We start from the raw sequence: 25520 nt of genomic DNA, 5'->3' as shown, positions 1-25520 counted from the left end.
TCTGTCTTCACAAACTGACGTCGATACCCTCCGCCATGCCAAAACTCGAGCCCCTCACGCCCCGAACCGATTAGGAATCACTCGTCTAGGGCGTCTCGCCGCTGTCAGGAGTTACGCGGGGCCTCCAGGCCGGATTCGTAGGCGAGGACTACGAGCTGCGCGCGGTCGCGGGCGTGGAGCTTGACCATGGCTCGGTTGATGTGGGTTTTCGCGGTCAGCGGGCTGATCACCATGCGGTCGGCGATCTGGTCGTTGGACAGGCCCTGCGCGACCAAGGCCACGGCTTCGCGTTCGCGGTTCGTCAGTTCTCGCAGCCCCGTGGTGGTGCCGGTGTCGAGTGGCTGGGTGACGTAGCGGTCGATCAGTTTGCGGGTGATCGACGGCGCGAGCAGGGCGTCGCCACGCGCGGCGACGCGCATGGCGTGCAGCAGGTCTTCCGGTTCGATGTCCTTGACGAGGGATCCCGCCGCGCCCGCGCGCAGCGCGTTGAAGACGTATTCGTCCAAGCCGTAGTTGGTCAGGATGACGACGTGCACTCCGGCCAGGGCCGGGTCTGCCGCGATGCGCCGGGTCATCTCGATGCCGTCCATGACCGGCATCTGAATATCGATGAGCGCGATATCGGGCCGGTGCTGCCTGACCAGCGCCAGGCCCGCGCTACCGTCGGCGGCCTCGGCCACCACCTGGATATCGTCCTCGATGTCGAGCAGCGCGCGGAATCCACCGCGAATGAGCGGCTGGTCGTCGACCAGCAGGACACGAATCATGACAGTCGATCCACCGGAAGTTCGGCTCGAACGCTGAAGCCGCCCTCGCTGCGCGGCGCCGCCCGCAGGTGGCCGCCGAGGGCGGTGACTCGTGCGATTCGCCGCTCGAGGGCGAAAAGTGCCCGCTCAGGCCCGGTTCAGTCCATTCGGAAGTCCGCGAAGTCGAAGCCCGGCGAGACGATGCAGCTCACCAGCACATACTCATCGCCCGCCGGGCGCGCGGCCTGACTGACCCCACCCGGCACCACCGCCTGCAACACCTGTCCCCGCTCGACATCGGGGCCGAGGATGATCTCCTCGCCGCCGATATCGAGCGCCAGCGGCCCGCCTCGATGCCACAGCCACACCTCGTCGGAGGTGACGGTGTGCGCGGCGGATCGCTCCCCGGGCATCAGCAGGAAATAGATTCCGGTCGCGCTCGCCCGCGTGCCCGCATAGCCCTCCGGGCTGAATTCCACAGCGCTACGCCACGTTTCCCGATACCACCCACCCTCCGGATGCGGGGAGAGGTCGAGGGCGGCGGCCAGTGCGGGTCGGTTCTCGGTCATCATCCGACTATGCCCGATCCGCGCGGCTGGAGCACTCAGCGACCGATTGTGCCCGGTTCGGGATTGTCTCCCGGCCCGAGCCACTGGTGCGGCTGTCCGGTGACCGCGGCGATGCAATCGAAGTCGTGGTCGCGGTGCAGCAGGGTCAGTCCGCGCAGCTCGGCGGTGGCCGCCAGCACCAGATCGACCGGACCCGCACTGCGATGCTGTCCCCGCTTGGTGAGTTCACCCTGCACCTCCCAGGCTCGGTGGTATGCCCGATCGTCGACGGGCTCCCAGCCGAACAGCGTCCGCATATCCGCCACGGCAGCCTCCCGGTCGGACGCCGATCGCGCGCTGAAGAAGAACTCCAGTTCCACGATCGGGCAGACCGCGATCAACCCTGCGGCCGCGGCACGCTGCCAGGCGAAGAACCGGGGATCCTGCTTCATGATCGGTACCAACGCGCTGGTGTCGATCAGGAAGTTCGCCGCGCTCACCGGCGGTAGTTTCGTTTGTCCTCGAGCAGGTCCAAGTCGAAGCCGCCCGCGGCCGCGGCATCCTGGAGGCGTATCAAGGCGAGCGCTCGCCGTCGGCTCTCGAGCACCTCGCGCAGGGCCGCGTTCACCGTATCCTTCTTGGTCCCGGTGCCCAGTTCCTTCGATACATCGGCGAGCAATTGATCATCGACGTCGATCACCGTTCGAGCCATGGTCCCCACCTCCGCTGATATCTCTCTGTATATCAAGGATATCAGCAGAGATATCAGTAGTCCATGGCGTTGCCGCTGGCCTGCGGGCTGGGCGCTGCTCAGGGCTGTTCGATGCGCCAGGTGATGTCGAAGGGGGCCAGGGCGTCGAGGAAGTCGGCGGGGTCGAAGGCTTCGGCGGCGGTCAGTGCGCCGGGCTCGGTGGTGCCGTCGGCGAGGCGGACCGCTGCTTCGATCGCCATGAGTGCCGAATCGCGGTAGGAGTGCTGACCGCTGACGACGCCGCGAACGCGGCGGCCGTCGGTGCCATAGGCGTCCACGACTAGGTCGTAGCGCAGGTCCGAACTCGGTGTCTCCGGGAGGGTTTCGATGAGTTCCTCGGTGAATCCGCTCAGGGTGTCGAGGATCGCAGTGGCCAGCACGCCTTCGACATACGAGACATTCGAGTGACGCGGGATCGTGAGCACCGGTGGCTGCGGGAATTTCGCGACGGCGGTAGCGGCGGTGTGGCCGGGGAAGGTCATCTCGGCGTGCCGAGACGTTGCGCCGGTTCGGAATTCGCCGTCCGCGTAATGCCAGCCGCCGCTGCGGAACCAGTCGAGACCGGCGAAGACGGTCTTGGCGCTGCCCTTGGAACCATTGCCGCTGCTCTTGCTCAGATGGCTGACAACGATCTCGGCGGGGGCCGCGACCCGGCGGGAGGTCAGATATCCGAGCAGGTCGCCGGGCAGATTGCTGTCGGTGATTCCGGAGACCACGGTCACCCCGGCCGCCCGGGCGCGGGCCGAGTACCGGTCGAGCACCCGCTTCAGGAAGAGCTGTTCGCCGGATATATCGGTGTAGTGCGCGCCCGCGTCGATGGCGGCGGCGAGCACTGCCTCCCCGTGCCGCACATAGGCGGGCAGGCTGCTGATCACCGCGTCCGCGCCGGTGAACGCGCCGACCAGGGCGTCGTGATCGCCGAGTTCGGCCACCCGGATCTCCGCATTCGAAAGTCCGGCGGTGGCAGCGGCCGCACGCATCCGATCGGCATTGCGTCCCACCAGAATTGCGGCAAGCCCGCGCCGGTGCAGTTCACCGAGCAGGTAGCCGCCGGTCACGCCGGTGGCTCCGTAGACGGCGATGGTCTTGGTGGACTCGGTGGAGTTCGTCTTTGTCATGACTATCACCGTATGGATGTCGCATGAGTGAATGAATGGCTAGATTGCTCTCATCAATGTCTGAAACGCTCACCGAGCGAGCTGTATGGTGACGATGTGGACATCCTGAGCGAGACCATCGCGGCAATCCGCACCGGCAACCCGACCTCGGGCATGTTCATCCGCCACGCGCCCTGGGGTCGCGGCTACCCGGTAGTCCCGGGCGCGGGCTTCCACGTCGTCCTCCAGGGCTCCTGCTGGCTCATCCCACCCGCTGGCGCAACCGCCGAATCCCTCGGCGCGCCTGTGGAATTCGCGCGCACACCCAGAGTGTCCAGTGCTCCGAGCCCCCGGCCGGCATATGGCTCCGACGCCGGATCCTCCGGTGCCGCGATCGGTCGCCCAATGCGTGGCGCGGCTGCCGGGTCGGCGCGCGGTCCGGATGGGGGATCCGCGAATGCTTTGGAGGTGGGGGCAGCGGGTGGCGCGGTTGTGGAATCTCCAGGTGCTCTCGGTGCCAGATCTGTGTACGGCACGGGCGTAGGACCTGCGGGTGCCCTAGGTGCCGGGCAGGAGCGTGGCGAGGGCGTAGGACTTGCGGGTGCCGTGGGCGCCGGATGGACCGGCGGCGCGCCGCTTGCGCTCGGTGTCGGTGATGTGTTGTTCATGCCACGCGGCGCCGACCACTATCTGGTCGACAGCCTCGACAGTGCGGTTACCGAGATGGCGCGGCCCGGCGAACCCCGGGAGGTCGCGGGTGCCGGGGTGCGGACGGCATTGCTGTGCGGCGCCTACGAGCTCGGCAGGCGGCGCAGCCATCCACTCCTGGACGAACTCCCCGAATTCATCCACCTGCCGGCGCGTCTCGGCCGCCACCCGGCCTTGCGCGGCGCGGTGGACCTGCTCGCGGCCGAGATCGCCGAACCGCGCCCCGGCAGCGACGCGGCCGTCCCGGCGCTACTGGAGATGCTGCTGCTGTTCATCCTTCGGGCCTGGTTCGAGGAGCGCACGCATGATCGCCCGACCGGCTGGGCGGGCGCGTTCGCCGACCCTGCTGTCGCCGCCGCCCTGCGCGCCGTACACGAAGAACCCGCCCGCGCCTGGACTGTCCCCGACCTCAGCGATATCGCGGGCGTCTCCCGCGCCACCCTGGCTCGCCGCTTCACCATGACCGTCGGTGAACCCCCGCTCGCCTACGTCACCCGCTGGCGCATGCTCACCGCGGCCCGCCTTCTCCGCGACACCGACGCCGCCCTCGGCGCGATAGCCCGAAAGGTCGGCTACACCTCCGAATTCGCCTTCGCCAAGGCCTTCAAACGCGAATACGGCATGGCTCCCGGCCAATACCGCCGCACCGACGACCAGCCCCCGCTCATCGCCGTCTGACCGACGCAAGCCCACCCGTGACCATCCGCTGACCCGGGTCCCGCGCGACCGGAGTTCCCGAGTCGACGCGTCACATCGGGTGTGCCGACCGACGGTATGAACCCGATCATACCCAAGAGTATGATCGGGGTATGAAGCGCATTACGATCTCGATTCCCGACGATGTCGCCGAGGCCGCCGAACGCGCCGTCGCAGCCGGGTGGTTCGCCAGCACCAGCGCCTTCTTCAGTGCCACCGCCCGCAAGGGCATGGCATGGGCCGAGTCCCGCGCCACCCTGGACGAAATGCTGGCCGCGGCCGAGGCCGCCGGAACCATCACGGACGAGGACCGCGCCGCCGCCGCGGAGTTCGCCGCCGATGTCACCCGCGCCGCCGCGGACCGGCTCGGCGGTGCCGCGTGATCGTATTCGACTCCGGCGCGCTGATCGGCCTCCAGAAGAATCAGGGCCGGATGCTGCTGATCATGAACGAAATCATGCGCAACGACTGGCCGGTCATCATCCCGGCCACCGTTTACGCCCAGGTGTGGAGCGGCGATCCGCGACAGCATCGCCTCGGGTCCGTTCTGAAGTGGGCTGATATCGCCGATTTGGATCTCATCGCCGCCCGAGCGGTCGGCCGTCTCCTCGGTGAAACCGGAACCCGTGACGTGGTGGACGCTCATGTGGTCGTCGTCGCCCGCGGCGTCCATGCGGCGAAGGTGATCACCTCCGACCCCGGCGACCTGTTGAAGCTGGACCCGGATCTACCGATCACGGTCGTCTAGACCCTGCCGCCCGCAGCGGCCCCGCAGCCGAACAAGTTCTCGCGCCGTCACGGGACGCAAGCAGTGCGGTGGTCGACCTCAGCTGAAGGGACTGCGCGGGCGCTCTTGGAGCTCCCCGTCCACGTAGATGTCGACCTTCTCGTTGTAGAAGCAGGCCAATCCCGCGATCTTCTGACTCTCCGGCAATGGGGTGCGGTAGATCCAGACGTAATCGGCGTACTCCGCCTCGCCCACGCGCACATTCCAGTAGTCGGCGGTGCCCTTGTACGGGCAGCTGGTGTGGGTATCCGACGCTTGCAGCAGATCCATGCGCACATCGGCGAGCGGCAGGTAATACCGTGCGGGAAGCCCGGTTTCGAACAGCATCCGCGGGGAGTGGGAGTCCGCCACGGTGACCCCGCCGATCTCGACGCGCACATGGCGTGAGCTGGCCAGGATGTCGACCCGCGAATACGGATCACGCGGATGCACGTAGACGGGTTCGTCCTCCTCCAACCATTCGTCCATCGCGTTCCACTCCAGCCGGATCAGATCGTTCAGCTCCGGAATGGGTGAATCGTGATAGCGCAGTGCCGCGCCTTTCGCGGTGATGCCGTCGATGACGATGTCGTAGCCGGTCGCGTCGCCGCGACTGGGGGAGCGGTGGGTAGTCCCGTTCGGTTCGAGTTTCGCCTGCATATCCGCGGTGGGCAGATAGTAGGTCGGGTAGTGCGGGCTTTCCCACACCAGGACCGGGTGGGCGGTGTCGGCCACCACATGCCCGCCGAGATAGACCCGGACCCGCTTCTGGCTGGTCTCCACCTTGACTCGCCCGCGCTGCACATCGCCCATACCGTTCGACGGTACTCCGCGCGGGTCGGAACGGCCGTGACGCGAACCGGACGGCTCCGGGCTGTCGGTCCCCGTGGCCCTTCGGCATGCGGCACGGTCCCGGTCGTGGGTTCGCCTTTACGGTCAATAGTGCTGCGGCGCAGCTTTCTTCGCGGCTTCAGGTCCGCCCCGGCCTGCACGGACATTGGTCCCACATTTGGACGGTTTCCTGCTCATTGCGGCCGACAATGTCCACCCAGGCCGGGGTGCCCGCTTATGCGGGCAGCGTCAAAGGCCGATGCGGTGTCCCGAACAGCTGGGCGTCACCGTGGGCGCGCTTGAAGAAGAGGTGCGCGTCGTGCTCCCAGGTAATGGCGATACCGCCGTGCAACTGGACCATCTCGGACACGATCGTGCTGAACGCCTCCGAGCAGTGGACGCGTGCGACCCAGACATCCTCGGCGGCCGAGGGGCTGCCCGCCGCCACCGCGGCGGTCGCCGCGTACGAGGCGGATTTGGCCGACTCCACCAGCACGTACATATCGGCCATCCGATGCTTGAGCGCCTGGAAGCTGCCGATCGCCCGGCCGAACTGCACCCGGGACTTGGTGTACTCGACCGTGATCTCCAGGCACCGCTCGGCGGCGCCCACCTGCTCGGCCGCGAGGGCCGCCCAGGCGATTTCGCGCAGCCGGGCGGCGACGACGAGGGGATCGCCGGTGCCGAGCCTGCGCGCGGACACCTTCTCGAAGGCGATTTCGGCCAGCTTGCGGGTCGGATCCATGGTGGCGACCGCCCGGCGGGTGACGCCCGCCGCGGCGGGCTCGACCTCGAACAGCCCGGTCGCGGTGACCACCACCAGGGTGTCGGCGCGCAGTCCGTCCAGCACGTAATGCGCGGTACCGGTGAGGATGTCACCGTCGGCATGCACCCCGGGCACATCCCAGCCGTCCGCGCCCGCCCAGCACACCGCCAGTGTGCGGGTGCCCTCGGCGACCTCGGGCAGCAGTCGCGCGGCCGCGTCGGCATCACCGGAGAGCAGCACCGCCTGTACGCCGAGTACCGCGGACCCGAGCATCGGCACCCCCGCCAGTGTCCGGCCCAATTCGCCGACCACCAGCAGGGATTCGACCAGACTCGCGCCGACGCCGTCGTATCCCTCGGGAATGGCCAGCGCGGCGACGCCGATCTGTTCGCACAGCAGCCGCCATAGCGCCGGGTCGTAACCCAGATCGGTTTCCATCGCGGCGCGCACCGCCGCACTGTTCGCATGCTTGCCGAGCAGCGCTCGCACCGACGCGATGAATTCCTGGTGTTCGGGTGCGGTCATGCCGTGCCTCGCAGTGCGCGATCCCGGGCGGCCTCGTCACGCAGCGTCGCTGCGATCCGCGAACGGTGCAGATCCGCTGTGCCCCACGCCGACCGCAGCGCGGTGACCTTGGTCAGCCAGAGCGAGAGGTCGTACTCGGCGGTGTAGCCGATGGCGCCGTGTACCTGTAGCGCCGCCCGCGCGGCGGCGTATGCCGCGTCACCGCAGGCGATCACGGCAGCCGACACATCGCGGCCGCGGGTCGGTTCGGCGATGGTGAGCGCGGCGCGGAACAGCAGCGGCTCGGCCAGATCCAGCCCGATCAGCACATCGGCGAGCTTCTGCTTGACGGCCTGGAATTCGCCGATCGGCTTACCGAACTGCTTGCGCTGCTTGGCATATTCGGTGGCCGCGTGCAGCAGGGCGCGACCGGCGCCGAGCAACTGCGCCGCGCCGGCCAATGCCCCCGCGTCGAAGGCCGCCGCGCCCGCCTCCAGCACCAGTGCGCCCTCGGCGAGCACCTCCTCCGGTGTGATCCGGAACAGTCGCCGCGCCGGGTCGATCGAGCGCACGGGCTCGTCGCGGCGCGCGGCGCACAGCCGGTCGCCGACCACGATCAGCACCACATCGGCGATATCGGCGTCCAGCGCCACCGGGGCGCGGCCGGGCGCGGCGAAGGTCACCGTGCCGAGTGCGGCTCCCTCGGCGAATCCGGGCAGCCACCGTTGCGCGAGGTCGGAATCCGGAAGGGCTTGCAGCAGTGCGGGTATCGCGGCGGCGGTCTCCACCACCGGTCCGGGTGCGGCCGCGCGACCGATCTCCTGGAAGGCGACGACCAGATCGATCGGCTCGGCGCCCATGCCGCCGTGCTGCTCCTCGACGGCGAGTCCGAGCGCGCCCGCGCCCGCCAACTGCCGGATGAGCGCACGCCCGGGCTGGGCGTCACCGCCGGCCCAGGCGCGTACCGCCGCCGGTGTGTGGCCCGCATCCAGCAGTTTGCGCAGGCTGGTGCCGAAGTCGAGTTGTTCCGGGCTGAGCGCGAATCTCATCGGCTGCTCCCTCTCGGTAGTCCGAGCAGCCGCTCGGCGATGATATTGCGCTGAATCTCATTGGTGCCCGCGTAGATCGGCCCGGACAGCGAGAACAGATAGCCGTCGGTCCACGGCCCCGCCTGTTCGGCGGCGTCGCCGAGCACGTCCAGCGCGGTCTCGTGCATGGCGATATCGAGCTCGGACCAGAACACCTTGGTGATGGAGGATTCCGCACCGAGCTTGCCGCCTTCGTTCAACCGGGTCACGGTGCCGAAGGTGTGCAGCCGGTACGCCTCGCTGCCGATCCAGGCGTCCACCACCGCATCCCGTTGCGCGGTATTGGTGTGGTCGCCGCCGTCCAGCCACAGGTCGATCAGCCGCTGTGCGGTGGCGCTGAACCGGCCGGGGCTGCGCAGCGACAGGCCGCGCTCATTGCTGGAGGTGCTCATCGCGACCCGCCAGCCCTCGCCGGGTGCGCCGATCACGTCGCGGTCCGGCACGAACACGTCGTCCAGGAAGATCTCGGCGAATCCGGGCTCGCCGTCCAACTGCGGGATCGGACGCACCGAAACGCCCTCGGCGGTGAGCGGAAACATCAGGTAGGTGAGTCCGCGGTGCCGTTCGGCCTCGGGATCGCTGCGGAACAGGCCGAAGGCCCAGTCCGCGAAGGCCGCCCGCGAACTCCAGGTCTTCTGCCCGCTCAGCAGCCAGCCGCCGGCGGTGCGCCGTGCCGTGGAACGGATACCCGCCAGGTCACTACCCGCCTCGGGTTCGGACCAGGCCTGCGCCCAGATATCGTCGCCGCGCGCCATCCGCGGCATGATGCGCTCGAGTTGCTCCGGCGTGCCGTGTTCGAAAAGCGTGGGTGCGAGCAGGAAGATGCCGTTCTGGCTGACCCGTCCCGGTGCGTTCGCGGCGTAGTACTCCTGTTCGAAGAGCACCCATTCCAGCAGCGACGCGTCACGGCCGCCGTACTCCCGCTGCCAGGACACCACCGAGAGCCGAGCGTCGGCGAGGGTGCGTTCCCAATCCCGGTGCGCCTCGAACCCGGCCTTGGTGTCCATCGACGGCAGCGGGCTTTTCGGCTTGTTGGCGGCCAGGAAATCCCTGACCTCGTGCTGGAACTCCCGTGTTGCCTGATCCAGATCCAAATCCACTACGCTGTCCCGTTCTTAGCTGTCCCGGTCTGATCGGAGGAGGCCTGCGCCTTCATAGACTTGGCGTTCATGCCGCCCAGTGAGTCGGCCCCGACCTCGGCATTGTGGGCGTGCGCGAAGTGGTGCAGCCCGAATACCGAGTCCATACCGGTGCGCATGCCCATCAGGTCCTCGGCCTGGTTCACCGCCTTCTTGGTCAGCGCCAGTCCGAATTGCGGCATGGTGGCGATCTTTTCGGCCAGTTCGAGGGTCTGCGTCTCCAGTTCGGCGCGCGGCACCACCCGGTTCACCATGCCCCACTCCTTGGCCTGCGCCGCCCCGAAGCGGTCTCCGGTGAAGAGGAACTCCTTCGCCGCGCGCGGTCCCATCACCCAGGGGTGCGCGAAGTACTCGACGCCCGGAATGCCCATCCGGACCACCGGATCGGAGAAGAACGCGTCATCGGAGGCGATGATCAAGTCGCAGACCCAGGCCAGCATGAGACCGCCCGCGATGCAGGCGCCCTGCACCATGGCAATGGTCGGCTTGGGGATTTCCCGCCAGCGACGGCACATGCCGAGGTACACCTCGGTCTCGCGGGCGAAGCGCTGATCGCCGCCGACCCGGTCCACGTGATCCCACCACAGCGCGGCCTTGTTCCGGTAGCGCACATGGTGATCGCGGCCGGGGGTACCGATGTCGTGTCCGGCGCTGAAGTGTTTCCCGTTGCCCGCCAGCACGATCACCTTGACGTCGGGATCCTCGACCGCCCGCTCGAAGGCGGCGTCGAGGGCGTAGGTCATCACCGAATTCTGCGCATTGCGGTAGTCCGGCCGGTTCAGGGTGACGATCGCGATCGGTCCGCGTGTCTCATAGGTGACGACATCCCCCTCGTCGGGAACGCCATTGTGCACCGACCCCGCCGACTCCGGTCCCCGGGTCTCATCGGACATTACGACTTCTCCTCACGTAGTTCGCGCTTGAGCACCTTCCCGGCGGCGCTGTAGGGCAGCTGATCGCGGAATTCGATGAACCGCGGCACCTTGAAATTGGCAAGCACGGTGGTGGCGTGGGCGAGCACCTGATCCGCGTTCAGCGCCGCACCGGGCTTGCGGACCACATATGCCTTGCCGACCTCGCCCATCCGGGTGTCCGGCACGCCGATCACCGCGGATTCGGCCACGCCGTCGAGCCGGGCCAGCGCCTGCTCGATCTCGGCCGGGTAGACGTTGAAGCCGCCGGAGATGTACATATCCTTGAGCCGATCGGTGATCTTCAGGTAGCCCCGCTCGTCCAGGGTTCCGATATCGCCGGTGTGCAGCCAGCCGTCGGCATCGATGGTCTCCGCGGTGCTCTGCGGATCGTCGAGGTAGCCGAGCATCACATTCGGACCGCGCAGCAGTACCTCACCGGCATCGCTGAGCCGGAGTTCGAATTCGGCGATCGGGCGGCCACAGGTATTCGCGATGGTCTCGGCGTCGTCGTCGGCGCGGCACATGGTGCCGAAGCCCGCGGCCTCGGAGAGTCCGTAACCCGTGATGACGACCTCGAATTCGAGTTCCGAGCGCATCCGCTCGACCAGCACCACCGGTACCGTCGCCGCGCCGGTGACCGCGACCCGCAGCGAGCTCAGATCGAATTTGTCCCGATCCGGGAAGTCGAGGATGGTTTGGTAGATCGTCGGCGGGCCGGGTAGTACGGTGATCCGCTCCGCGCCGACCAGCCGCATGGTCTGCGGCACGTCGAAGGTCGCCTGCGGAATGATCGCGGCCCCGGTGACCAGGCAGGCGAGAATGCCCGCCTTGTAACCGAAGTTGTGGAAGAACGGGCTGACCACCAGGTAGCGGTCGCTTCCGGCGAGGGTGGTGCATTCCGACCATGCCCGCACCACCGACAGCGCCTGCCGGTGCGTGACCAGGGTGCCCTTGCTGCGCCCGGTGGTGCCGGAGGTGAACAGAATATCCGAGATGTCCTCGGGGCTCACGGCTTCGGCGCGCTTGTACGCCTCGTCCACCGTGACAGACTCCGCGAATCCGGCCAGCTCCGACCAGTTCAGCACCTGCGCTTCGGATTCCACCGACGTATCCGCTTCGACCGGAATGACCACGATCGTCGGGATGACCAGTTCCGGCGCGGCCGCGCGCAATTCGGCGAGACGATCCCGGCCGAGGAAGGTGCCCGCGATGAACAGCGCGTTGGCGTCGACCCTGGCGAGCACATCGGCGGCCTCGTCGGCGACATAACGGGTATTCAGCGGCACCAGTCCGGCGCCCACGTAGTGCGCGGCCAGCGCGGCGACCACCCAGTGGTGGGTATTCGGCGCCCACATGGCGACCCGGTCGCCGTGCTGGACTCCGCGCGCGATCAATGCCCGCGCCACCTCCTGAACCGCACCGAGCAACTGGGTCCAGTCGAGCCGGACCTCGCCGTCGGCGACAGCGGGGGCGGCGCCGAATGTGCGGGCGGCGTCGTGCAGAGCCATCGGTGTCGTTTGTGCAGGGGTTGTCACGGTTGTCCTCACCGTTCGTACTGGCCAATCGCCGGTCGATCCGGCAGCCCCGGACCAATCAGACCGACAATCTAACAAAGCAAGTGCTTGGTAGGTTATCCTACCGTTGTGGTTGCGATCCAGACCTCAGATTCCGACACTGCCGCCTCGGACGCGCGGTTTTCCGCAGAAGTGCGCGAGTGGTTGGCAGAGAACCTCAACGGCGAGTTCCGCGAGCTGCGCGGACTCGGCGGACCGGGCCGGGAACACGAGGCGTTCGACGAGCGTCTCGCCTGGGACCGGCACCTCGCCGCGTCCGGGTGGACCTGCCTCGGCTGGCCCAAGGAGTACGGCGGCCGCGAAGCCACCGTGCACCAGCAGGTGATATTCCACGAGGAGTACGCCAAGGCGAACGCGCCCGCGCGGGTCTCGCACGTGGGTGAGGAACTGCTCGGCCCGACCGTGCTGGCCTTCGGCACCCAGGCGCAGAAGGACCGGTTCCTGCCCGGTATCCGCAATGTCACCGAACTGTGGTGTCAGGGCTATTCGGAGCCCGGCGCGGGTTCGGACCTGGCCGCCGTGAGCACCGCCGCCCACCTCGACGGCGACGAGTGGTCGATCAACGGTCAGAAGATCTGGACCTCGCTGGCGCACGTCGCCGACTGGTGCTTCGTGGTCGCACGCACCGAGAAGGGCTCGACCCGCCACAAGGGCTTGTCCTACCTGCTGGTTCCGATGAAACAGCCGGGTATCGAGGTGCGCCCGATCATCCAGTTGACCGGCACCTCGGAGTTCAACGAGGTCTTCTTCGACAATGCGCGCACCGCCGCGGACCTGGTCGTCGGCGAACCGGGCGACGGCTGGCGCATCGCCATGGGCACGCTGACCTTCGAGCGCGGCGTCTCCACCCTCGGCCAGCAGATCCGGTTCGCCCGCGAACTCGCCGATATCGAGGCCTTGGCCCGCCGCACCGGTGCGGCCGACGACCCGCTCATCGCCGACCGGATCGACCGGGCCTGGGTCGGCCTGCGGGTGCTGCGCGCCCACGCCCTGCGCACCATGGAGGGCACCGCTAGCGACTGCTCGCAGGTCGCTCGAAACAACACTGCCGTGGACGACGGGGGGCAGGCCTCGGTCGCCAAACTGCTGTGGGCCAACTGGCACCGCGGCCTCGGCGAACTCGCCATGGCGGTGCTCGGCCCCGCCGGTCTGGTGGCGGGCGACGACGATCTCGACGAATGGCAGCGGTTGTATCTGTTCACCCGCGCCGACACCATCTACGGAGGTTCGAACGAAGTGCAGCGCAACATCATCTCCGAGCGTGTGCTCGGCCTGCCGCGCGAGGCTCGCCCATGAACGTCGACCTTTCGGTTGCCCCGCAGCCCATCCCCGGCCACGGCCTGCTGACCGGACGCATCGCCGTCATCACCGCCGCCGCCGGTACCGGCATCGGCTCGGCCACCGCGCGCAGGCTGCTCGCCGAGGGCGCGGATGTGGTCGTCTCCGATTGGCACGAGCGTCGTCTGGCCGAGACCGAGGTCGAACTGAAGGGTGAATTCCCGGACCGCCGGATCGCCGCCATCGCCTGCGACGTGCAGCGCACCGAACAGGTGAACGCGCTGGTACACGGCGCCGCCGCGGCGCTGGGCAGGGTCGACATCATGGTCAACAATGCCGGGCTCGGTGGCGAGACCCCCGTCGTCGACATGACCGACGACCAGTGGGACCGCGTCCTGGACATCACGCTCAACGGCACGTTCCGCTGCACCCGCGCCGCCCTGGGTTACTTCCGGGACGCGGGCCACGGCGGTGTCATTGTGAACAATGCCAGCGTGCTCGGCTGGCGCGCCCAGTACGGCCAGGCGCACTACGCCGCCGCCAAGGCGGGCGTGATGGCGCTGACCCGATGCAGCGCGGTCGAGGCCGCCGAATTGGGGGTACGCATCAATGCCGTGGCCCCGAGCATCGCCAGGCACGCTTTCCTGGACAAGGTGAGTTCGCCCGAGCTGCTGGATCGGCTGACCGAACGGGAGGCGTTCGGCCGAGCCGCCGAACCGTGGGAGGTGGCCGCCACCATCGCCATGCTCGCCAGCGACTACACCTCGTATCTGACCGGCGAAGTGGTCTCGGTCAGCAGTCAGCGCGCCTGAGTACGGGTTTGCCGCGCCTTCGCGTGCGGCGGGTCCGCGGCCCCCGGTCCGAGCCGCCGGGGGCCACGGGCGACTTCCTCGCCCGCGCCGGGACGCCGGTTCGGCCGGTTGGATGCGCCCCAGTGCGATCGCCCGGCGACATCCGCCTTTCTGCAGTTCATGCGGGAGTCTGATCAGCTGAAAAAGGATGGCGCGTCACCCGCCGGGGTGTGCCATGCTGAGGATGGACTGATCCCGAACTCCCCTAAGGGTGATGGCTATGGGCCTGGATCGCCCACATGCCCGCGAACAACTGGAACTCGAATTGGTGCGCGAGGTCGTGCTGGCCAGGCGAAGGCTGGACAGCCTGGTACTCGCCGCGCTCACCCTCGGCGCAGAGCTCATGGACCACGCGTCCGAGCGCGCGACGGCGAGTAGAGCGCTGCAAATTCTCGAACAGTATGCCGTCGACGAGGTCGAGGTGACGCGTGACCCGCGGGGTGCGCTGCGCGCCGATATGGCCCGCGATCACGAACGAGCCCGGCGGATCGGGCTGGACCGTCCGGCCGGTATCCCCTCCGAAAAGGATCGCCGAAGACAACGGCAGATGGCGCTGCTCTGCGAGGTGCGCTCCGATCTGCTCGAGGTGGTCCGCAAATGTCGCAAGTTCCGGTTCGACCGGGTCGCCTTCGCCGACGAAATAGCCCAGGGACTATGCGCCGCTACCGACAAATTGGTGGTCGGGGCCGATATGGACACCTATAACGCCTGGCAGCGCGGAATGGTGCTGAAACTCATCGAGGTTCCGACGCCGCACGGCCCACCCCGGGTGATGGCCACGGTGGACGCGGGTCCGGGACGCGGCCAGCTCACCGTCGAATGGGACAGTCCGGAACGACGATTGGCCTTGGTCGCGCGCATGGCCCGCGCGGGCGTTTCGCCCGTGGTGATCTGCGACCGTCTGCTCGCCGACCTGTCCGTCTCCTCCCCGCTGCGCTATTCGGCGCGCTGACGGCGGGCCCACATCCCGGATTTCTGCCGGATAGCTGATTTCGTGAGTGCATGGGTAACTCGTCGGGTACGGGCTGACTGAGCCAACCACCTTCCGTAAGGCGCCAACGCTGCCGGGATGGCACCCGAGTCTGGCCTGGAGTCGCGGGGAGGCGGGGGAGGGGAGCCTAGCCCCAAGCAAATGCTTGGTTGTATTATGGCGTGGTGACCGCACCGGACTCCACCAAATCAGCACGGCGCAATGAACTGCTCGCACTGGCGGCCGACCTGTTCGCGGAGCGGGGACTGCGCGCCACCACCGTGCGCGATATAGCCGATGCGGCCGGAATCTTATCGGGGAGTCTCTACCACCACTTCGATTCCAAGGAATCCATGGTGGACGAGATTCTGCGCGGCTTTCTCGACGACCTGTTCGGCCGCTACCGCGAGATCGACGCCTCCGGCCTGAGCTCGCGAGATACCTTGGAAGCCTTGGTTATCGCGTCCTACGAATCGTTCGACCGCTTCCATGCCGCGGTCGCGATCTACCAGGCCGAGGCCAAACGGCTGCGCGATGCCGAACGTTTCGCCTACATCGCCGAATACAACAACGAATTCCGCGAACTCTGGCACCGGGTGCTGATCAACGGCGTCGAGGACGGCAGCTTCCGTCCCGAACTCGATGTCGAACTCGCCTACCGGTTCCTGCGCGACACGGTGTGGGTCGCGGTGCGGTGGTACCAGCCCGGAGGCCCGATCACCGTCGAAAACCTCGCCAAGCAGTACCTGACCATCGTGCTCGACGGGCTCACCGTCCCCAAGTAGGAGTTTCCATGTCTGCACCATCCGCTCGCCGTCCCTACACCCCGCTGCGGGACGCCTACGTGATCGACGCGGTGCGCACACCGGTCGGCAAGCGCAACGGAGCCCTGGCCGCGGTGCACCCCGCCGACCTCGGTGCGGCCGCGCTGCGTGGCCTGCTGGACCGCAACTCCGTCGACCCGAACCACGTCGATGACGTGATTGTCGGCTGTGTCGACAATATCGGCCCGCAGGCGGGCAATATCGGCCGCACCGCGTGGCTGGCCGCCGGCTACCCGGAGGAAGTACCCGGCGTGACGGTGGACCGCCAGTGCGGATCCTCGCAGCAGGCCATCAATTTCGGCGCCCAGGCCATCATGAGCGGCACCGCCGAGGTGATCGTCGCCGGCGGCGTACAGAATATGAGCGCCATCCCGATCTCCGCGGCCATGCTGGCGGGTAAGGAATACGGGTTCGATTCGCCGTTCCTCGGCGCCAAGGGCTGGGATCACCGCTATGGCGCGGAAGAGGTTTCGCAGTTCCGTGGCGCGCAGCTGATCGCCGAGAAGTGGGGCATCAGCCGCGAGGAGATGGAGCGCTGGGCGCTGCGCAGCCACGAGCGGGCCCGCGACGCCATCAGGAACGGCCGCTTCGACAAGGAGATCGTGCCGGTCGAGGACTTCTGGATCGACCAGTGCCCGCGCGAGACCACGCTGGAGAAGATGGCCTCGCTGCCGCCGCTGGCCGAGGGCAGTCCGCTGACCGCCGCGGTGGCCAGTCAGATCTCCGACGGCGCCAGCGCCACCCTGCTCGCCTCGGAATGGGCTGTGCAGGAATACGGTTTGACGCCGCGGGCCCGGATCCACCACGTCAGCGCGCGCGGCGCCGACCCGATCTTCATGCTCACCGGGCCCATCCCGGCCACCAAGTGGGCGCTGGAGAAGTCCGGTCTGACCATCGACGATATCGACGTGGTCGAGATCAACGAGGCCTTCGCACCGGTGGTGCTGGCCTGGCTGAAGGAAACCGGCGCCGACCCGGAGAAGGTCAATGTCAACGGCGGCGCCATCGCACTCGGCCACCCGCTCGGCGCCACCGGCGCAAAGCTTTTCGCAACCCTGCTCAACGAACTGGAGCGGGTGAACGGCCGTTACGGCCTGCTCACCATCTGCGAAGGTGGCGGCACCGCCAACGCCACCATCATCGAACGACTGGGCTGAGTCCTGAACGGCTGAGCCGTGAAACGAAAGCCGCCCGCGGTCCGAGACCGCGGGCGGCTTCCGCTTATCTGTCGATTCAGGGCTGGGTGGTGGTCGCCGTGGACTGGTCGGGCAGGGCGGCGAGAGCGCCGATTCGCGCCACGGCATCGGTGACGATGCGGTCGATGAGTTCCTGGCAGGTGGGCAGGTCATCGATGATGCCGGTGACCTGTCCGGCCGCGAGCACACCGGCCTGGGTGTTGCCCTCGACGAGTCCGGCGCGCAACAGCATCGGGGTGTTGGCGGCCATGATCACCTGGGACCAGGTGAGGTCCTTCTGCTTGCGCATGGCAAGGCCGTCCCGGACCATGGTCGACCATTTCATCCCGGTCATGCTCTTGAATCGCGCGGCATTCGCGACGGCCGCGGCCAGCCCGCGCCAGCGGCCCGAATGTTCGAGACGATCAACCAGTTCGGTATTCAGCACCCGGTGCGGCATGCCGTCGACCTTCAGCGATACCACGGTGTCCTGAAGCTGCCTGCGCAGATACTCCTGCTTGACCGCATCCGGGACGGTGCTCTCCTGGGTGAGCAGGAATCGGGTGCCCATCGCGATACCCGCCGCGCCGTAGGCCAGTGCCGCGGCGAGGCCGCGACCGTCGAAGAAACCGCCCGCCGCGACCACCGGAATGTCCACGGCATCCAGCACCGATGGCAGCAGCAAGGTGGTGGCCACCGGGCCGGTATGCCCGCCGCCCTCGCCGCCCTGCACGATGACCGCGTCGGCGCCCCAGGACGCCACCTTCACCGCGTGCTTGGCCGCGCCGATGGACGGAATCACCACCACACCGGCATCTTTCAGCTTCGCGATGAGGTCCTGTTTGGGCGCCAGCGCGAACGACGCGACGGCCACCTTTTCCCGGATCAGCAGATCGATCCGCTCCGGTGCGTCGGTGGCGTCGGCGCGGATATTCACGCCGAAGGGTTTGTTCGTCTGCGATTTGGTTTTGGCGATCGCGGCCTCGAGCTCCGCGAAGGTCATGGTGGCCGAGGCCAGAATGCCGAGCCCGCCCGCCTCGGCGGTGGCCGAGACCAGGCTCGGGCCCGCGACCCAGCCCATGCCGGTCTGCACGATCGGATGTTCGATGCTGACCAGATCGGTGAGCGCCGTCCGGATATGCGTCGTCATGCCGGAACCTCCGACTCACGAAACTTCTTGGGGTCGAGCACATCCCGGATGAGCCGCAGCTCTTCCGCGGTGGGCGTCCTTGTCTCGCCCGCCTCGGCCAGACCCGCGATCTCGAAGGAGGTGTTCTCGGCGACCTCGTCGGCGGTGACACCCGGGTGCAGGGTGCGTGCCCGCATGGTGTGGCCGGGGCCTTCGAAGTCGAAGACGCCCAGATTGGTGACCACCCGGTGCAGGTGCAGGAACCGGAAGGCCGGATTCTCCGGATCCACCTTGTCGTAGCCGACGCCGGAGACGATATCCACCTGCTCGACGAAGGTCCGCTTGTTATGCCGCGAAACCCAGTAGCTGGTGGCGTGATTGATGGTGTTGCCCGGCGCGCCGCGGACGCCGAACATCTGCCGGGTGGGCTGCTGAAGCGGGCCGAACGCGGACAGATTCTGATTGCCGTAGCGGTCGATCTGATTGGCGCCCATCACCACGTGCCGACGGCCGGAGGCCACCACATCGAAAACCCTGCGGAACGGAATCCAGCCCTCGATCGGCGCCTTACCCCCCAGCGGAGGCGTATCGGCGAAATAGAGCGCCTCACCGTCGGAGAGCAACAGGTCGGGCTCGGTGGTGAGCTTGGCGAGCCGGGCGCCGAGGGTGGTCATCGGCGACATCGGTGAGGCCATGATCTCGCCCGCGCCACTGAAGATCTCGGCGCAAGCGACCGCGCAGATCTCGGCGCGGGTAATGGTTTCAGTGCTGTTCATCTACGCCTCCTGCGTTTTGCGGGACACCCGCACCCGGTCGGCTCCGATGAGAGCTTCGGCATGGTTTCTCATCTACGCCTCCTGCGTTTTGCGGGACACCCGCACCCGGTCGGCTCCGATGAGAGCTTCGCGATGGTTTCTCATCTACGCCTCCTGTGTGGCGAATTCGCGAACGGCCGCCTGGTATTCGTCCTCGGATACGGCCAGATATTTATCGACGAACTGCTGCCAGGCCTCCGGTGTCTTGGCAGACTCCACGTAATGGCGCTGGAACTTCTCGTCGCGCTTGTAGCTGTCGCCCGCCAGGGTGAAGTGCGCACCATTCGGCGCCTCGACCACGCCGTCGACCATCATGCGATTCAGCAGCAGCGATGGCAGCGGAACGGTTTTCACCAGCTCCTCGGTCTCCACGACCCGTTCGACCGATACGTAGCGGCGCTCGGCCGCCAGGCAGTACAGGTCGTCGAAGTAGGGGTCGACGCCGGTATAGGCGGCATTGCCGTGCTTGTCGCCGAGGTTCAGATGTACCAGCGCCGCATCGAGATTCAGCGCGGGCATCGCGGTGAGCGTCTCCGGTTTGCCGTCGGGTCCCGGGTACGGCGAGGTGACGGTCCGCAGCTCGCCCTCCCAGAAATTGAAGACATCGGAGCCGAGCCCGGCGCGAATGGGCAGGAACGGCAGCCGCGCGGCCGCCGCCTCCAGACCGCATTTGAGCATGCCCTCGTCCATTTCGCGTGCCGTCAGCGCGCCCGAGGTGCGGGCCTTGGCGAACCATGGGTCGTAGAACGGAGCCGAATCCAGCGATACGAAGCCGTAATAGGCCTTGCGCACCTTGCCCGCCGAGCACAGCAGCCCGAGATCCGGCCCGCCGTAGCTCACCACGGTGAGATCGGTCAGATCCGAGCGCAGCATGGCGCGCACCAGCGCCATCGGCTTACGCCGGGAACCCCAGCCGCCGATTCCGATGGTCATACCGCTGCGCAGCTCGCCGACGACCTGCTCCAGCGACATTCGCTTGTCTCGCATGGCGTTTCCCTACTTCCCGCTCTTCCGAGCCGCCAGATCATCGTCGAACCGGGCCCGGATCTCGTCCGCGACACCGGCCAGGTTGAGTTCGAAGGTGAAGCCCTGCTCATAGCGGTAGCTGCGGTGCACGTCCTGCACGTCGATGCCGTTGAGGGCCCGTTTGGCGGCGCGGATCACCCGGCCGTCCTTGGCCGCGATATTCTTCGCGACTTCCATTGCCGCGGCGTCGAGTTCGGTGCGCGGCACCACCTGGTACACCGAGCCGAAGTGGTGCAGTTGCTGTGCGGTGATGGTGCTCGCGGTGTAGAACAGCGCCCGCATCAGATGCTGCGGCACCAGCCGGGACAGATGGGTTGCCGCGCCGAGGGCGCCGCGGTCGACCTCGGGCAGGCCGAAGGTCGCGTCGTCCGAGGCGATCACGACGTCGGCGTTGCCGACCAGGCCGATGCCGCCGCCCAGGCAGAAGCCCTGGACCACCGCGATCACCGGGACCGGGCAGTCATAGACCGCCGCGAACGCTTCGAAGCAGCCGTGGTTGGCATCGATCAGCGCCTGGTGACCAGATTTGCTCTGGATCTCCTTGATATCCACGCCCGCGTTGAATCCGCGATTCTCGGCGCGCAGCACGACCACCTTGGTCTCCGGGTCCCGCCCGGCCTCCCGCACCGCGTCGGCGATCGCGAACCAGCCGTCGGTCGGTATGGCGTTGACCGGCGGGTAGTCGACCGTGACCACGGTGATGCCGGTTGATTCGGAGTGACGGTTGATCCCCATCGCATGTCCTTCGGTGTCGGAGCCCATCAGGCCTTGCATTGGCAAAGCAAGCAGTTGCTTGGTAGGTTAGCACGGTGGCACTCGAAATCGATCTGGCCGGACGCATCGTTCTCGTCACCGGCGGCGTGCGCGGGGTCGGCGCGGGCATCAGCAGGGCCTTCCTCTCGGCGGGGGCCACGGTCGTGGCCTGTGCCCGCCGCCCGGCCGAAAGTCCCGTCACCAGCGACGGACGGGAGATCGAATACCTGCCCTGCGATGTGCGCGACGCCGACTCGGTGCGGGAGCTGGTCGAGACCGTGGTGGGCAGGCACGGACGGCTGGACCACGTGGTCAACAATGCGGGCGGCGCACCCTTCGCACTGGCCGCGGAGGCCAGCAAGAATTTCCACGCCAAAATCGTCGAACTGAACCTGCTCGCGCCGCTGCTGGTCTCGCAGGCCGCCAACGCGGTCATGCAGAACCAGCCCGACGGCGGCTCCATCGTGATGGTTTCCAGCGTCAGCGGGCACCGGCCTTCGCCGGGCACCGCCGCCTACGGCGCCGCCAAGGCGGGTATCGACAGCCTGACCCAATCGCTCGCGGTCGAATGGGCGCCCAAGGTCCGGGTGAACTCGCTGATCGTCGGGTTGGTCGAAACCGAACAGAGCGAATTGCACTACGGCGACCAGGACGGCATCGCCGCGGTCGCCGAGACCATTCCGCTGGGCCGGATGGCCCGCCCCGAGGACATCGGACGCTGCGCCGCCTTCCTCGCCTCCCCGCTGGCCGCCTACGTCAGCGGCGCCACCCTGCTGGTGCACGGCGGCGGCGAACGCCCCGCCTTCCTCGCCGCATCCACCGCCGGCGATGGCTCGCGGGTCGCTCGAAACAACACCGCCGGGGTCGGCGAGCAGTCCCGATAAGTACCGGATACGAAAGAGGACAACAGGTATGGACGAGCAGATCTGCGCCGGGCGCACCGTGATCGTCACCGGCGCGGGCCGCGGCATCGGCCGGGCGCACGCGCTGGCCTTCGCCGCGGCGGGCGCCAAGGTGGTGGTCAATGATCTCGGGTCGGCACTGGACGGCGCCGCGACCGGTGAGACCCCCGCCCAGCAGGTGGTCGGCGAGATCGAGGCGCTCGGCGGCGCGGCCGTCGCCAATGGCGACGACATCGCGGATTGGGATGGCGCCCGCAACCTCATCCGTCAGGCGGTCGACACCTTCGGTGGCCTGGACGTGCTGGTCAACAATGCCGGCTTCGTTCGGGACCGAATGCTGGTCAACCTCGGCGAGGACGAATGGGACGCGGTGATCCGGGTGCACCTCAAGGGACACTTCGCGACCATGCGACATGCGATCGAGTACTGGCGCGGTGAATCCAAGGCGGGCCGCCCGGTCGACGCCCGCATCATCAACACCAGCTCCGGAGCGGGTCTGCAGGGCAGCGTCGGCCAGGGCAATTACGGTGCGGCCAAGGCGGGTATCGCCGGGCTGACCCTGACCGCGGCCGCCGAGTTCGCCCGCTACGGGGTCACCGTGAACGCCATCGCCCCCGCCGCCCGCACCCGGATGACCGAGACCGTCTTCGCCGAGACCATGGCCGCACCCGAGGACGGCGGCTTCGACGCGATGGCGCCGGAGAACATTTCCCCGCTGGTGGTCTGGCTCGGCAGCACGCAGTCGGCCGCGGTCACCGGGCGCATGTTCGAGGTCGAGGGCGGCAAGGTCGCGCTGGCCGACGGATGGCGCCACGGAGTTGCTGTGGACCGCGGAGCGCGCTGGGCGCCCGCCGAACTCGGACCGGTGGTCGCCGATCTGATTGTCAAGGCGGCGGCGCCGGAGCCGGTGTACGGCGCCTGAGTTATACGTCGATGACGGCCCCAGGGGCGTCGGGCAGCAGCGCCCGCGGCCCGGGGCCGTTGTCGTTGCGGCCCGTGCGGTGCACCGGGAGTGGCTCCAAGCTGGGCGGTCTCTTATGCGCACCGTCGGGTGGGGGTTTACTATGGGCACCCATTCGTATTGATCCCGGAGGGTGTTGCGACCGGGTCTAGTTCTGCGCTTCATCTGATGAGGGGAAGGCTGGCGCATGGCCATTGGTCGCACGATCCGTGTGGCGGCAGTTGCCGGGGCGGTTGCCGGCATTGCGCTACTCGGGCCCGTGGCGGCCGTCGCGCAGCCGGGAAGCGGTAGCGCGGGCCCCGATGAGAGCGGCAATTCGGGTTCGCCCGCCCCCGTCACCGAGCCCATCGAGCGGTGGCAGCCGCTGACCATCCCGGGACAGTCACCGATCGGCATAGAGCCGACATCGGCGGCATCGCAGGTGAATCCGGCAGCCGGTCCCGGATCCGCATCGGGTTCGGCGGCCATCGGTTCCGCGGGTCTCGGCGCCATCCTCGGTACCGGTTCGGCCGCAGTGGGTTCCGCCGCGGTCGGCACCGGATCCGCGCTCGTGGGCACCGGTTCGGCGGGCACGGGTTCGGCGGCTGTGGGTTCGGCCGCGGTCGGCTCCGCCGCGCCACTGCTGCTGTTACTCATTCCGCTGCCCGCGCCGCCCGCCCCGGTGATGCCGCCGGTACCCCTGATCATTCCGCCGGCGCCCGTCCCGGACATGCCGCGGCCGGCCCCGGTGTCGCCCGCGGTGGCCACGCCGGCACCGGAACAGGCCCCGCCCGCACCGGCACTGCCGCCCGCCGGTGTACCCCGGGCCCCGGCGCAGCCGAATCCCGATGTGCGGCCGACGAGTTCGAATGTCGGGCTGCCGAAGCCCGATGTTCTCTCCGTGGTGGGTGGCCTCATCGCCCTCGCACTGGCCGGAACTGTCTCCGGCGCGGTGAGTTTCCAAGGTGCGTCGGCCGCTCAGGCTCGCATCGATGCCGCACGCGCCCAGTTCTTCGGGCCGAGGGTGTGAGGGGGAGGCGACGATGAGCGAGAGCAGGACGCAGAGTAGCTCCCGGTCCTACCGGCGGGTGGCCGCCGCGGTCGATGCCGTCTGCGCGGTTGCCGCGGACTTCGACGCGACCACCCTGGACGAGGTGGTCGCCGCGATCGCGAACGAGCGACAGCGGGAGATCGAAATCGCCAGCGCGCACCTGGGTCCGGGCGTCTGCGGCCAGCGCAGGTTCTATCCCGACCGGGATGTGATCGTGCTCGCCACCGCACTGCCCAGCCGCGAGCACACCCTGGCGCACGAGTTGGGCCATATCGTCTTCGATCACGAGGGCGCGCCCGCGCCCGAGGTGACGCTCGAGGCCGGTGACGACCTCATCGCCTACATGCTGAGCCAGCGCGCCCACCAGCAGATCGTCGATGACGGCGCGGACGAACTCGCCGAGTGGGAGGCCGAAACCTTCGCCGCCATGCTGATGACCCGGCTCCGCGTGTTCAACAGCCGGGGCGCAGGCGTCTCGGTCCTTCGATTCGATGAGGCACTCGGATGACACTCTGGTTGGCGGCCCTGCTGGTCTGGGTTGCCGCCGGTGCGCGAGTGGGACGCGTACTGGTGAAGCCCGCGACGACGGCCCGCGTGGCGATTGTCGTCGCGGTCGCGTCCGTGGCGCTGGGCGTTACCGTCGCAGTTCCCGAAATCGCCTTGGCCATAGACAATCTACTGCCGCACGGGGTGCATCCCGGGCTGCTCTCCGACGGTATCGGGACCGCGGCCTGGCTTCTGTTCGCGACCGCCACCTCGGTGGTGGCCGCCGCGGCATGGCCGGTGGTGTCGCGACGGAATCTGCGCCAGATCGCCGCACTCATCTACGGCGGCGGCCTTGTCGCGGTGGCGATCACGCTGGCGTGGTCGTACACCTTCGGCTGGCTGAGCACGGTGTTCGGCTGCCTGTTCATCGTCGTCACCGGTCTGCGCAATCTGGACTGGACCACACTCGGCCGCGGCGTCGCGATCTACACCACCGGCACCGCGCTGGTGGCTGGCATGTCGGCGCTACAGATCCGGCGTGCCATGATCGACGCGCCGCGCTCGGCGCCCGGACAGCCCGAGTGGGGTTGGCCCGCCTGGGAAGTCGCCGCACTCCTCATCGCCTTCGGCGCCATCTGGATCGTGGTCGAACTCTGGTTGCGGGCCCGCGTGCTGCTGCACCGGATCCGGCTGCTGCACCGGGTCATGGTCGGCCGCTTCCCCGAGGTCGTCGCACACGACCAGCCCGGCACTTCCACCCAGCTCAGGGCCTCCGACCAGGTCGCCCAGATCATGGATGCGCTGTATCTGCAATCCGGCGGCGGCGTCGAGCTGCGGACGGCGGGTCAGCCGCCCGCTTCCATTGCGCAGCGGGCGGATCGGGTCGCGCGATGGGCGGGTAATCCGTTGGGCGAAATCGTGATCGATGCCCGTTGGATCGCACCGCCCGAGGGCATCAGCCCGCGCGGCTGGGTCCAGGCGATTGCCCGCGCCTTCGAGACGACCGACGGTGCGCACGCGGAGAAATCCGCCTCGCGCTAGCGCCCGTTTGCGGCCGTGGGCCGGATCGACGGGGAGGATCCGGCCGACACCGGGTTCGATCAACACGTTGCGAGACGGGCGTACCGGCCGCAGCGGTTGTATGCCACCACGTATCCGACATTGGTTGAGTTACCGAATCGTGCGGCCGCGA

The 25520-nt window shown here is 68.1% G+C and carries 28 protein-coding genes and 1 pseudogene; 14 read left to right on the top strand and 15 right to left on the bottom strand.

The window, feature by feature from the left end; genetic code table 11:
* Positions 1–104: 104 nt before the first annotated feature.
* From AB0H61_RS36660 to AB0H61_RS36640, 5 genes are all read right to left on the bottom strand, one after another.
* Complete coding sequence (locus AB0H61_RS36660; protein WP_357312908.1) at positions 105–767, bottom strand: response regulator transcription factor; 663 nt, start codon at positions 765–767, stop codon at positions 105–107.
* Positions 768–904: 137 nt separating this feature from the next.
* Positions 905–1315, bottom strand: a complete 411-nt coding sequence (locus tag AB0H61_RS36655; protein ID WP_357312905.1) for a cupin domain-containing protein — start codon at positions 1313–1315, stop codon at positions 905–907.
* 35 nt (positions 1316–1350) lie between these two features.
* The gene (locus tag AB0H61_RS36650) at positions 1351–1794 is read right to left on the bottom strand and encodes a PIN domain nuclease (protein ID WP_357312903.1); all 444 of its coding nucleotides are present in this window, start codon (positions 1792–1794) and stop codon (positions 1351–1353) included.
* Complete coding sequence (locus AB0H61_RS36645; RefSeq protein ID WP_357312900.1) at positions 1791–2006, bottom strand: type II toxin-antitoxin system VapB family antitoxin; 216 nt, start codon at positions 2004–2006, stop codon at positions 1791–1793. The genes AB0H61_RS36650 and AB0H61_RS36645 overlap by 4 nt, the downstream gene beginning before the upstream one ends.
* A gap of 98 nt (positions 2007–2104) precedes the next feature.
* A complete protein-coding gene (locus tag AB0H61_RS36640) occupies positions 2105–3163 on the bottom strand; it encodes a saccharopine dehydrogenase NADP-binding domain-containing protein (RefSeq protein WP_357312897.1) in 1059 nt (352 codons plus the stop codon).
* 27 nt (positions 3164–3190) lie between these two features.
* Between AB0H61_RS36640 and AB0H61_RS36635 the strand changes: the two are divergent.
* The 4 genes and pseudogenes from AB0H61_RS36635 to AB0H61_RS36620 form a co-directional block, all read left to right on the top strand.
* Positions 3191–3430 (top strand): annotated as a pseudogene (locus AB0H61_RS36635) (cupin domain-containing protein); the annotation flags it as partial.
* 318 nt (positions 3431–3748) lie between these two features.
* Positions 3749–4528, top strand: coding sequence for an AraC family transcriptional regulator (locus AB0H61_RS36630; RefSeq protein ID WP_357312926.1), 780 nt, complete (start codon positions 3749–3751; stop codon positions 4526–4528).
* Positions 4529–4659: 131 nt separating this feature from the next.
* The gene (locus AB0H61_RS36625; RefSeq protein WP_357312893.1) at positions 4660–4929 is read left to right on the top strand and encodes a hypothetical protein; all 270 of its coding nucleotides are present in this window, start codon (positions 4660–4662) and stop codon (positions 4927–4929) included.
* Positions 4926–5294: a hypothetical protein gene (locus tag AB0H61_RS36620; protein WP_357312890.1), complete on the top strand. Its 369-nt coding sequence runs from the start codon at positions 4926–4928 to the stop codon at positions 5292–5294. The genes AB0H61_RS36625 and AB0H61_RS36620 overlap by 4 nt, the downstream gene beginning before the upstream one ends.
* Before the next feature lie 78 nt (positions 5295–5372).
* Here the strand turns inward: AB0H61_RS36620 and AB0H61_RS36615 are convergent, their stop codons facing one another.
* The 6 genes from AB0H61_RS36615 to AB0H61_RS36590 all read right to left on the bottom strand — a co-directional run bounded on the left by AB0H61_RS36615 (position 5373) and on the right by AB0H61_RS36590 (position 12062).
* Positions 5373–6125 carry a DUF427 domain-containing protein gene (locus AB0H61_RS36615; protein ID WP_357312887.1) on the bottom strand — a complete coding sequence of 251 codons (753 nt, stop codon included), beginning with the start codon at positions 6123–6125 and terminating at the stop codon, positions 5373–5375.
* Between the two features lie 253 nt (positions 6126–6378).
* Positions 6379–7434: an acyl-CoA dehydrogenase family protein gene (locus tag AB0H61_RS36610; RefSeq protein ID WP_357312883.1), complete on the bottom strand. Its 1056-nt coding sequence runs from the start codon at positions 7432–7434 to the stop codon at positions 6379–6381.
* Positions 7431–8462: an acyl-CoA dehydrogenase gene (locus AB0H61_RS36605; RefSeq protein WP_357312880.1), complete on the bottom strand. Its 1032-nt coding sequence runs from the start codon at positions 8460–8462 to the stop codon at positions 7431–7433. Before AB0H61_RS36605 ends, AB0H61_RS36610 begins: the two co-directional genes overlap by 4 nt.
* Entirely contained in the window at positions 8459–9601 is a 1143-nt protein-coding gene (locus tag AB0H61_RS36600) for an acyl-CoA dehydrogenase family protein (RefSeq protein ID WP_357312878.1), read from the bottom strand. The genes AB0H61_RS36605 and AB0H61_RS36600 overlap by 4 nt, the downstream gene beginning before the upstream one ends.
* A complete protein-coding gene (locus AB0H61_RS36595) occupies positions 9601–10533 on the bottom strand; it encodes an enoyl-CoA hydratase (RefSeq protein ID WP_357312875.1) in 933 nt (310 codons plus the stop codon). Before AB0H61_RS36595 ends, AB0H61_RS36600 begins: the two co-directional genes overlap by 1 nt.
* Positions 10533–12062, bottom strand: a complete 1530-nt coding sequence (locus AB0H61_RS36590; RefSeq protein ID WP_357312872.1) for a FadD3 family acyl-CoA ligase — start codon at positions 12060–12062, stop codon at positions 10533–10535. The genes AB0H61_RS36595 and AB0H61_RS36590 overlap by 1 nt, the downstream gene beginning before the upstream one ends.
* A 135-nt stretch (positions 12063–12197) precedes the next feature.
* On the opposite strand from AB0H61_RS36590, the gene AB0H61_RS36585 reads away from it, so the two are divergent.
* The 5 genes from AB0H61_RS36585 (at position 12198) to AB0H61_RS36565 (ending at position 17208) form a co-directional block, all read left to right on the top strand.
* Positions 12198–13424 carry an acyl-CoA dehydrogenase family protein gene (locus tag AB0H61_RS36585; RefSeq protein ID WP_357312869.1) on the top strand — a complete coding sequence of 409 codons (1227 nt, stop codon included), beginning with the start codon at positions 12198–12200 and terminating at the stop codon, positions 13422–13424.
* Entirely contained in the window at positions 13421–14218 is a 798-nt protein-coding gene (locus tag AB0H61_RS36580) for an SDR family oxidoreductase (protein WP_357312866.1), read from the top strand. The genes AB0H61_RS36585 and AB0H61_RS36580 overlap by 4 nt, the downstream gene beginning before the upstream one ends.
* Positions 14219–14477: 259 nt before the next feature.
* Complete coding sequence (locus AB0H61_RS36575) at positions 14478–15209, top strand: hypothetical protein (RefSeq protein WP_357312863.1); 732 nt, start codon at positions 14478–14480, stop codon at positions 15207–15209.
* A 203-nt stretch (positions 15210–15412) separates the two neighbouring features.
* Positions 15413–16012: a TetR/AcrR family transcriptional regulator gene (locus tag AB0H61_RS36570; protein WP_357312860.1), complete on the top strand. Its 600-nt coding sequence runs from the start codon at positions 15413–15415 to the stop codon at positions 16010–16012.
* Positions 16013–16056: 44 nt separating this feature from the next.
* Positions 16057–17208, top strand: a complete 1152-nt coding sequence (locus AB0H61_RS36565) for an acetyl-CoA C-acetyltransferase (RefSeq protein WP_357312923.1) — start codon at positions 16057–16059, stop codon at positions 17206–17208.
* A gap of 76 nt (positions 17209–17284) precedes the next feature.
* Here AB0H61_RS36565 and AB0H61_RS36560 read toward each other — a convergent pair whose 3' ends face one another.
* From AB0H61_RS36560 to AB0H61_RS36545, 4 genes are all read right to left on the bottom strand, one after another.
* Positions 17285–18376: a nitronate monooxygenase gene (locus AB0H61_RS36560; protein WP_357312857.1), complete on the bottom strand. Its 1092-nt coding sequence runs from the start codon at positions 18374–18376 to the stop codon at positions 17285–17287.
* Positions 18373–19131, bottom strand: coding sequence for a CoA-transferase (locus AB0H61_RS36555; RefSeq protein ID WP_357312854.1), 759 nt, complete (start codon positions 19129–19131; stop codon positions 18373–18375). Before AB0H61_RS36555 ends, AB0H61_RS36560 begins: the two co-directional genes overlap by 4 nt.
* A 144-nt stretch (positions 19132–19275) precedes the next feature.
* Positions 19276–20157, bottom strand: coding sequence for a cholesterol ring-cleaving hydrolase subunit IpdA (ipdA, locus tag AB0H61_RS36550; RefSeq protein WP_357312851.1), 882 nt, complete (start codon positions 20155–20157; stop codon positions 19276–19278).
* A 9-nt stretch (positions 20158–20166) separates the two neighbouring features.
* The gene (locus AB0H61_RS36545) at positions 20167–20931 is read right to left on the bottom strand and encodes an enoyl-CoA hydratase family protein (RefSeq protein ID WP_357312848.1); all 765 of its coding nucleotides are present in this window, start codon (positions 20929–20931) and stop codon (positions 20167–20169) included.
* A gap of 74 nt (positions 20932–21005) precedes the next feature.
* Between AB0H61_RS36545 and AB0H61_RS36540 the strand changes: the two genes are divergently transcribed.
* The 5 genes from AB0H61_RS36540 (at position 21006) to AB0H61_RS36520 (ending at position 25369) form a co-directional block, all read left to right on the top strand.
* Entirely contained in the window at positions 21006–21833 is an 828-nt protein-coding gene (locus tag AB0H61_RS36540; RefSeq protein ID WP_357312845.1) for an SDR family oxidoreductase, read from the top strand.
* 28 nt (positions 21834–21861) lie between these two features.
* The gene (locus AB0H61_RS36535) at positions 21862–22773 is read left to right on the top strand and encodes an SDR family oxidoreductase (RefSeq protein WP_357312842.1); all 912 of its coding nucleotides are present in this window, start codon (positions 21862–21864) and stop codon (positions 22771–22773) included.
* Positions 22774–22999: 226 nt separating this feature from the next.
* Complete coding sequence (locus AB0H61_RS36530; protein WP_357312840.1) at positions 23000–23821, top strand: hypothetical protein; 822 nt, start codon at positions 23000–23002, stop codon at positions 23819–23821.
* Between the two features lie 13 nt (positions 23822–23834).
* On the top strand, positions 23835–24350 hold the full coding sequence (locus AB0H61_RS36525; RefSeq protein ID WP_357312837.1) for an ImmA/IrrE family metallo-endopeptidase: 516 nt from the start codon (positions 23835–23837) through the stop codon (positions 24348–24350).
* Entirely contained in the window at positions 24347–25369 is a 1023-nt protein-coding gene (locus AB0H61_RS36520; protein WP_357312834.1) for a hypothetical protein, read from the top strand. The genes AB0H61_RS36525 and AB0H61_RS36520 overlap by 4 nt, the downstream gene beginning before the upstream one ends.
* The last annotated feature ends 151 nt before the right edge of the window (positions 25370–25520 follow it).

Origin of the sequence: Nocardia sp. NPDC050710, assembly GCF_040654375.1 — a bacterium.
GTDB lineage: Bacteria > Actinomycetota > Actinomycetes > Mycobacteriales > Mycobacteriaceae > Nocardia.
Note: the sequence above shows the minus strand (reverse complement) of the source record. Positions and strands in the feature narration are given on the sequence as shown.

Bases quoted from the DNA above. Each gene is read 5' to 3' on its own strand.
- AB0H61_RS36660 (WP_357312908.1), bottom strand. From the start codon at position 767: ATGATTCGTGTCCTGCTGGTCGACGACCAGCCGCTCATTCGCGGTGGA.
- AB0H61_RS36655 (WP_357312905.1), bottom strand. From the start codon at position 1,315: ATGACCGAGAACCGACCCGCACTGGCCGCCGCCCTCGACCTCTCCCCG.
- AB0H61_RS36645 (WP_357312900.1), bottom strand. From the start codon at position 2,006: ATGGCTCGAACGGTGATCGACGTCGATGATCAATTGCTCGCCGATGTA.
- AB0H61_RS36640 (WP_357312897.1), bottom strand. From the start codon at position 3,163: ATGACAAAGACGAACTCCACCGAGTCCACCAAGACCATCGCCGTCTAC.
- AB0H61_RS36625 (WP_357312893.1), top strand. From the start codon at position 4,660: ATGAAGCGCATTACGATCTCGATTCCCGACGATGTCGCCGAGGCCGCC.
- AB0H61_RS36615 (WP_357312887.1), bottom strand. From the start codon at position 6,125: ATGGGCGATGTGCAGCGCGGGCGAGTCAAGGTGGAGACCAGCCAGAAG.
- AB0H61_RS36610 (WP_357312883.1), bottom strand. From the start codon at position 7,434: ATGACCGCACCCGAACACCAGGAATTCATCGCGTCGGTGCGAGCGCTG.
- AB0H61_RS36605 (WP_357312880.1), bottom strand. From the start codon at position 8,462: ATGAGATTCGCGCTCAGCCCGGAACAACTCGACTTCGGCACCAGCCTG.
- AB0H61_RS36595 (WP_357312875.1), bottom strand. From the start codon at position 10,533: ATGTCCGATGAGACCCGGGGACCGGAGTCGGCGGGGTCGGTGCACAAT.
- AB0H61_RS36590 (WP_357312872.1), bottom strand. From the start codon at position 12,062: ATGGCTCTGCACGACGCCGCCCGCACATTCGGCGCCGCCCCCGCTGTC.
- AB0H61_RS36580 (WP_357312866.1), top strand. From the start codon at position 13,421: ATGAACGTCGACCTTTCGGTTGCCCCGCAGCCCATCCCCGGCCACGGC.
- AB0H61_RS36575 (WP_357312863.1), top strand. From the start codon at position 14,478: ATGGGCCTGGATCGCCCACATGCCCGCGAACAACTGGAACTCGAATTG.
- AB0H61_RS36560 (WP_357312857.1), bottom strand. From the start codon at position 18,376: ATGACGACGCATATCCGGACGGCGCTCACCGATCTGGTCAGCATCGAA.
- AB0H61_RS36555 (WP_357312854.1), bottom strand. From the start codon at position 19,131: ATGAACAGCACTGAAACCATTACCCGCGCCGAGATCTGCGCGGTCGCT.
- ipdA (WP_357312851.1), bottom strand. From the start codon at position 20,157: ATGCGAGACAAGCGAATGTCGCTGGAGCAGGTCGTCGGCGAGCTGCGC.
- AB0H61_RS36545 (WP_357312848.1), bottom strand. From the start codon at position 20,931: ATGGGGATCAACCGTCACTCCGAATCAACCGGCATCACCGTGGTCACG.
- AB0H61_RS36535 (WP_357312842.1), top strand. From the start codon at position 21,862: ATGGACGAGCAGATCTGCGCCGGGCGCACCGTGATCGTCACCGGCGCG.
- AB0H61_RS36530 (WP_357312840.1), top strand. From the start codon at position 23,000: ATGGCCATTGGTCGCACGATCCGTGTGGCGGCAGTTGCCGGGGCGGTT.
- AB0H61_RS36525 (WP_357312837.1), top strand. From the start codon at position 23,835: ATGAGCGAGAGCAGGACGCAGAGTAGCTCCCGGTCCTACCGGCGGGTG.
- AB0H61_RS36520 (WP_357312834.1), top strand. From the start codon at position 24,347: ATGACACTCTGGTTGGCGGCCCTGCTGGTCTGGGTTGCCGCCGGTGCG.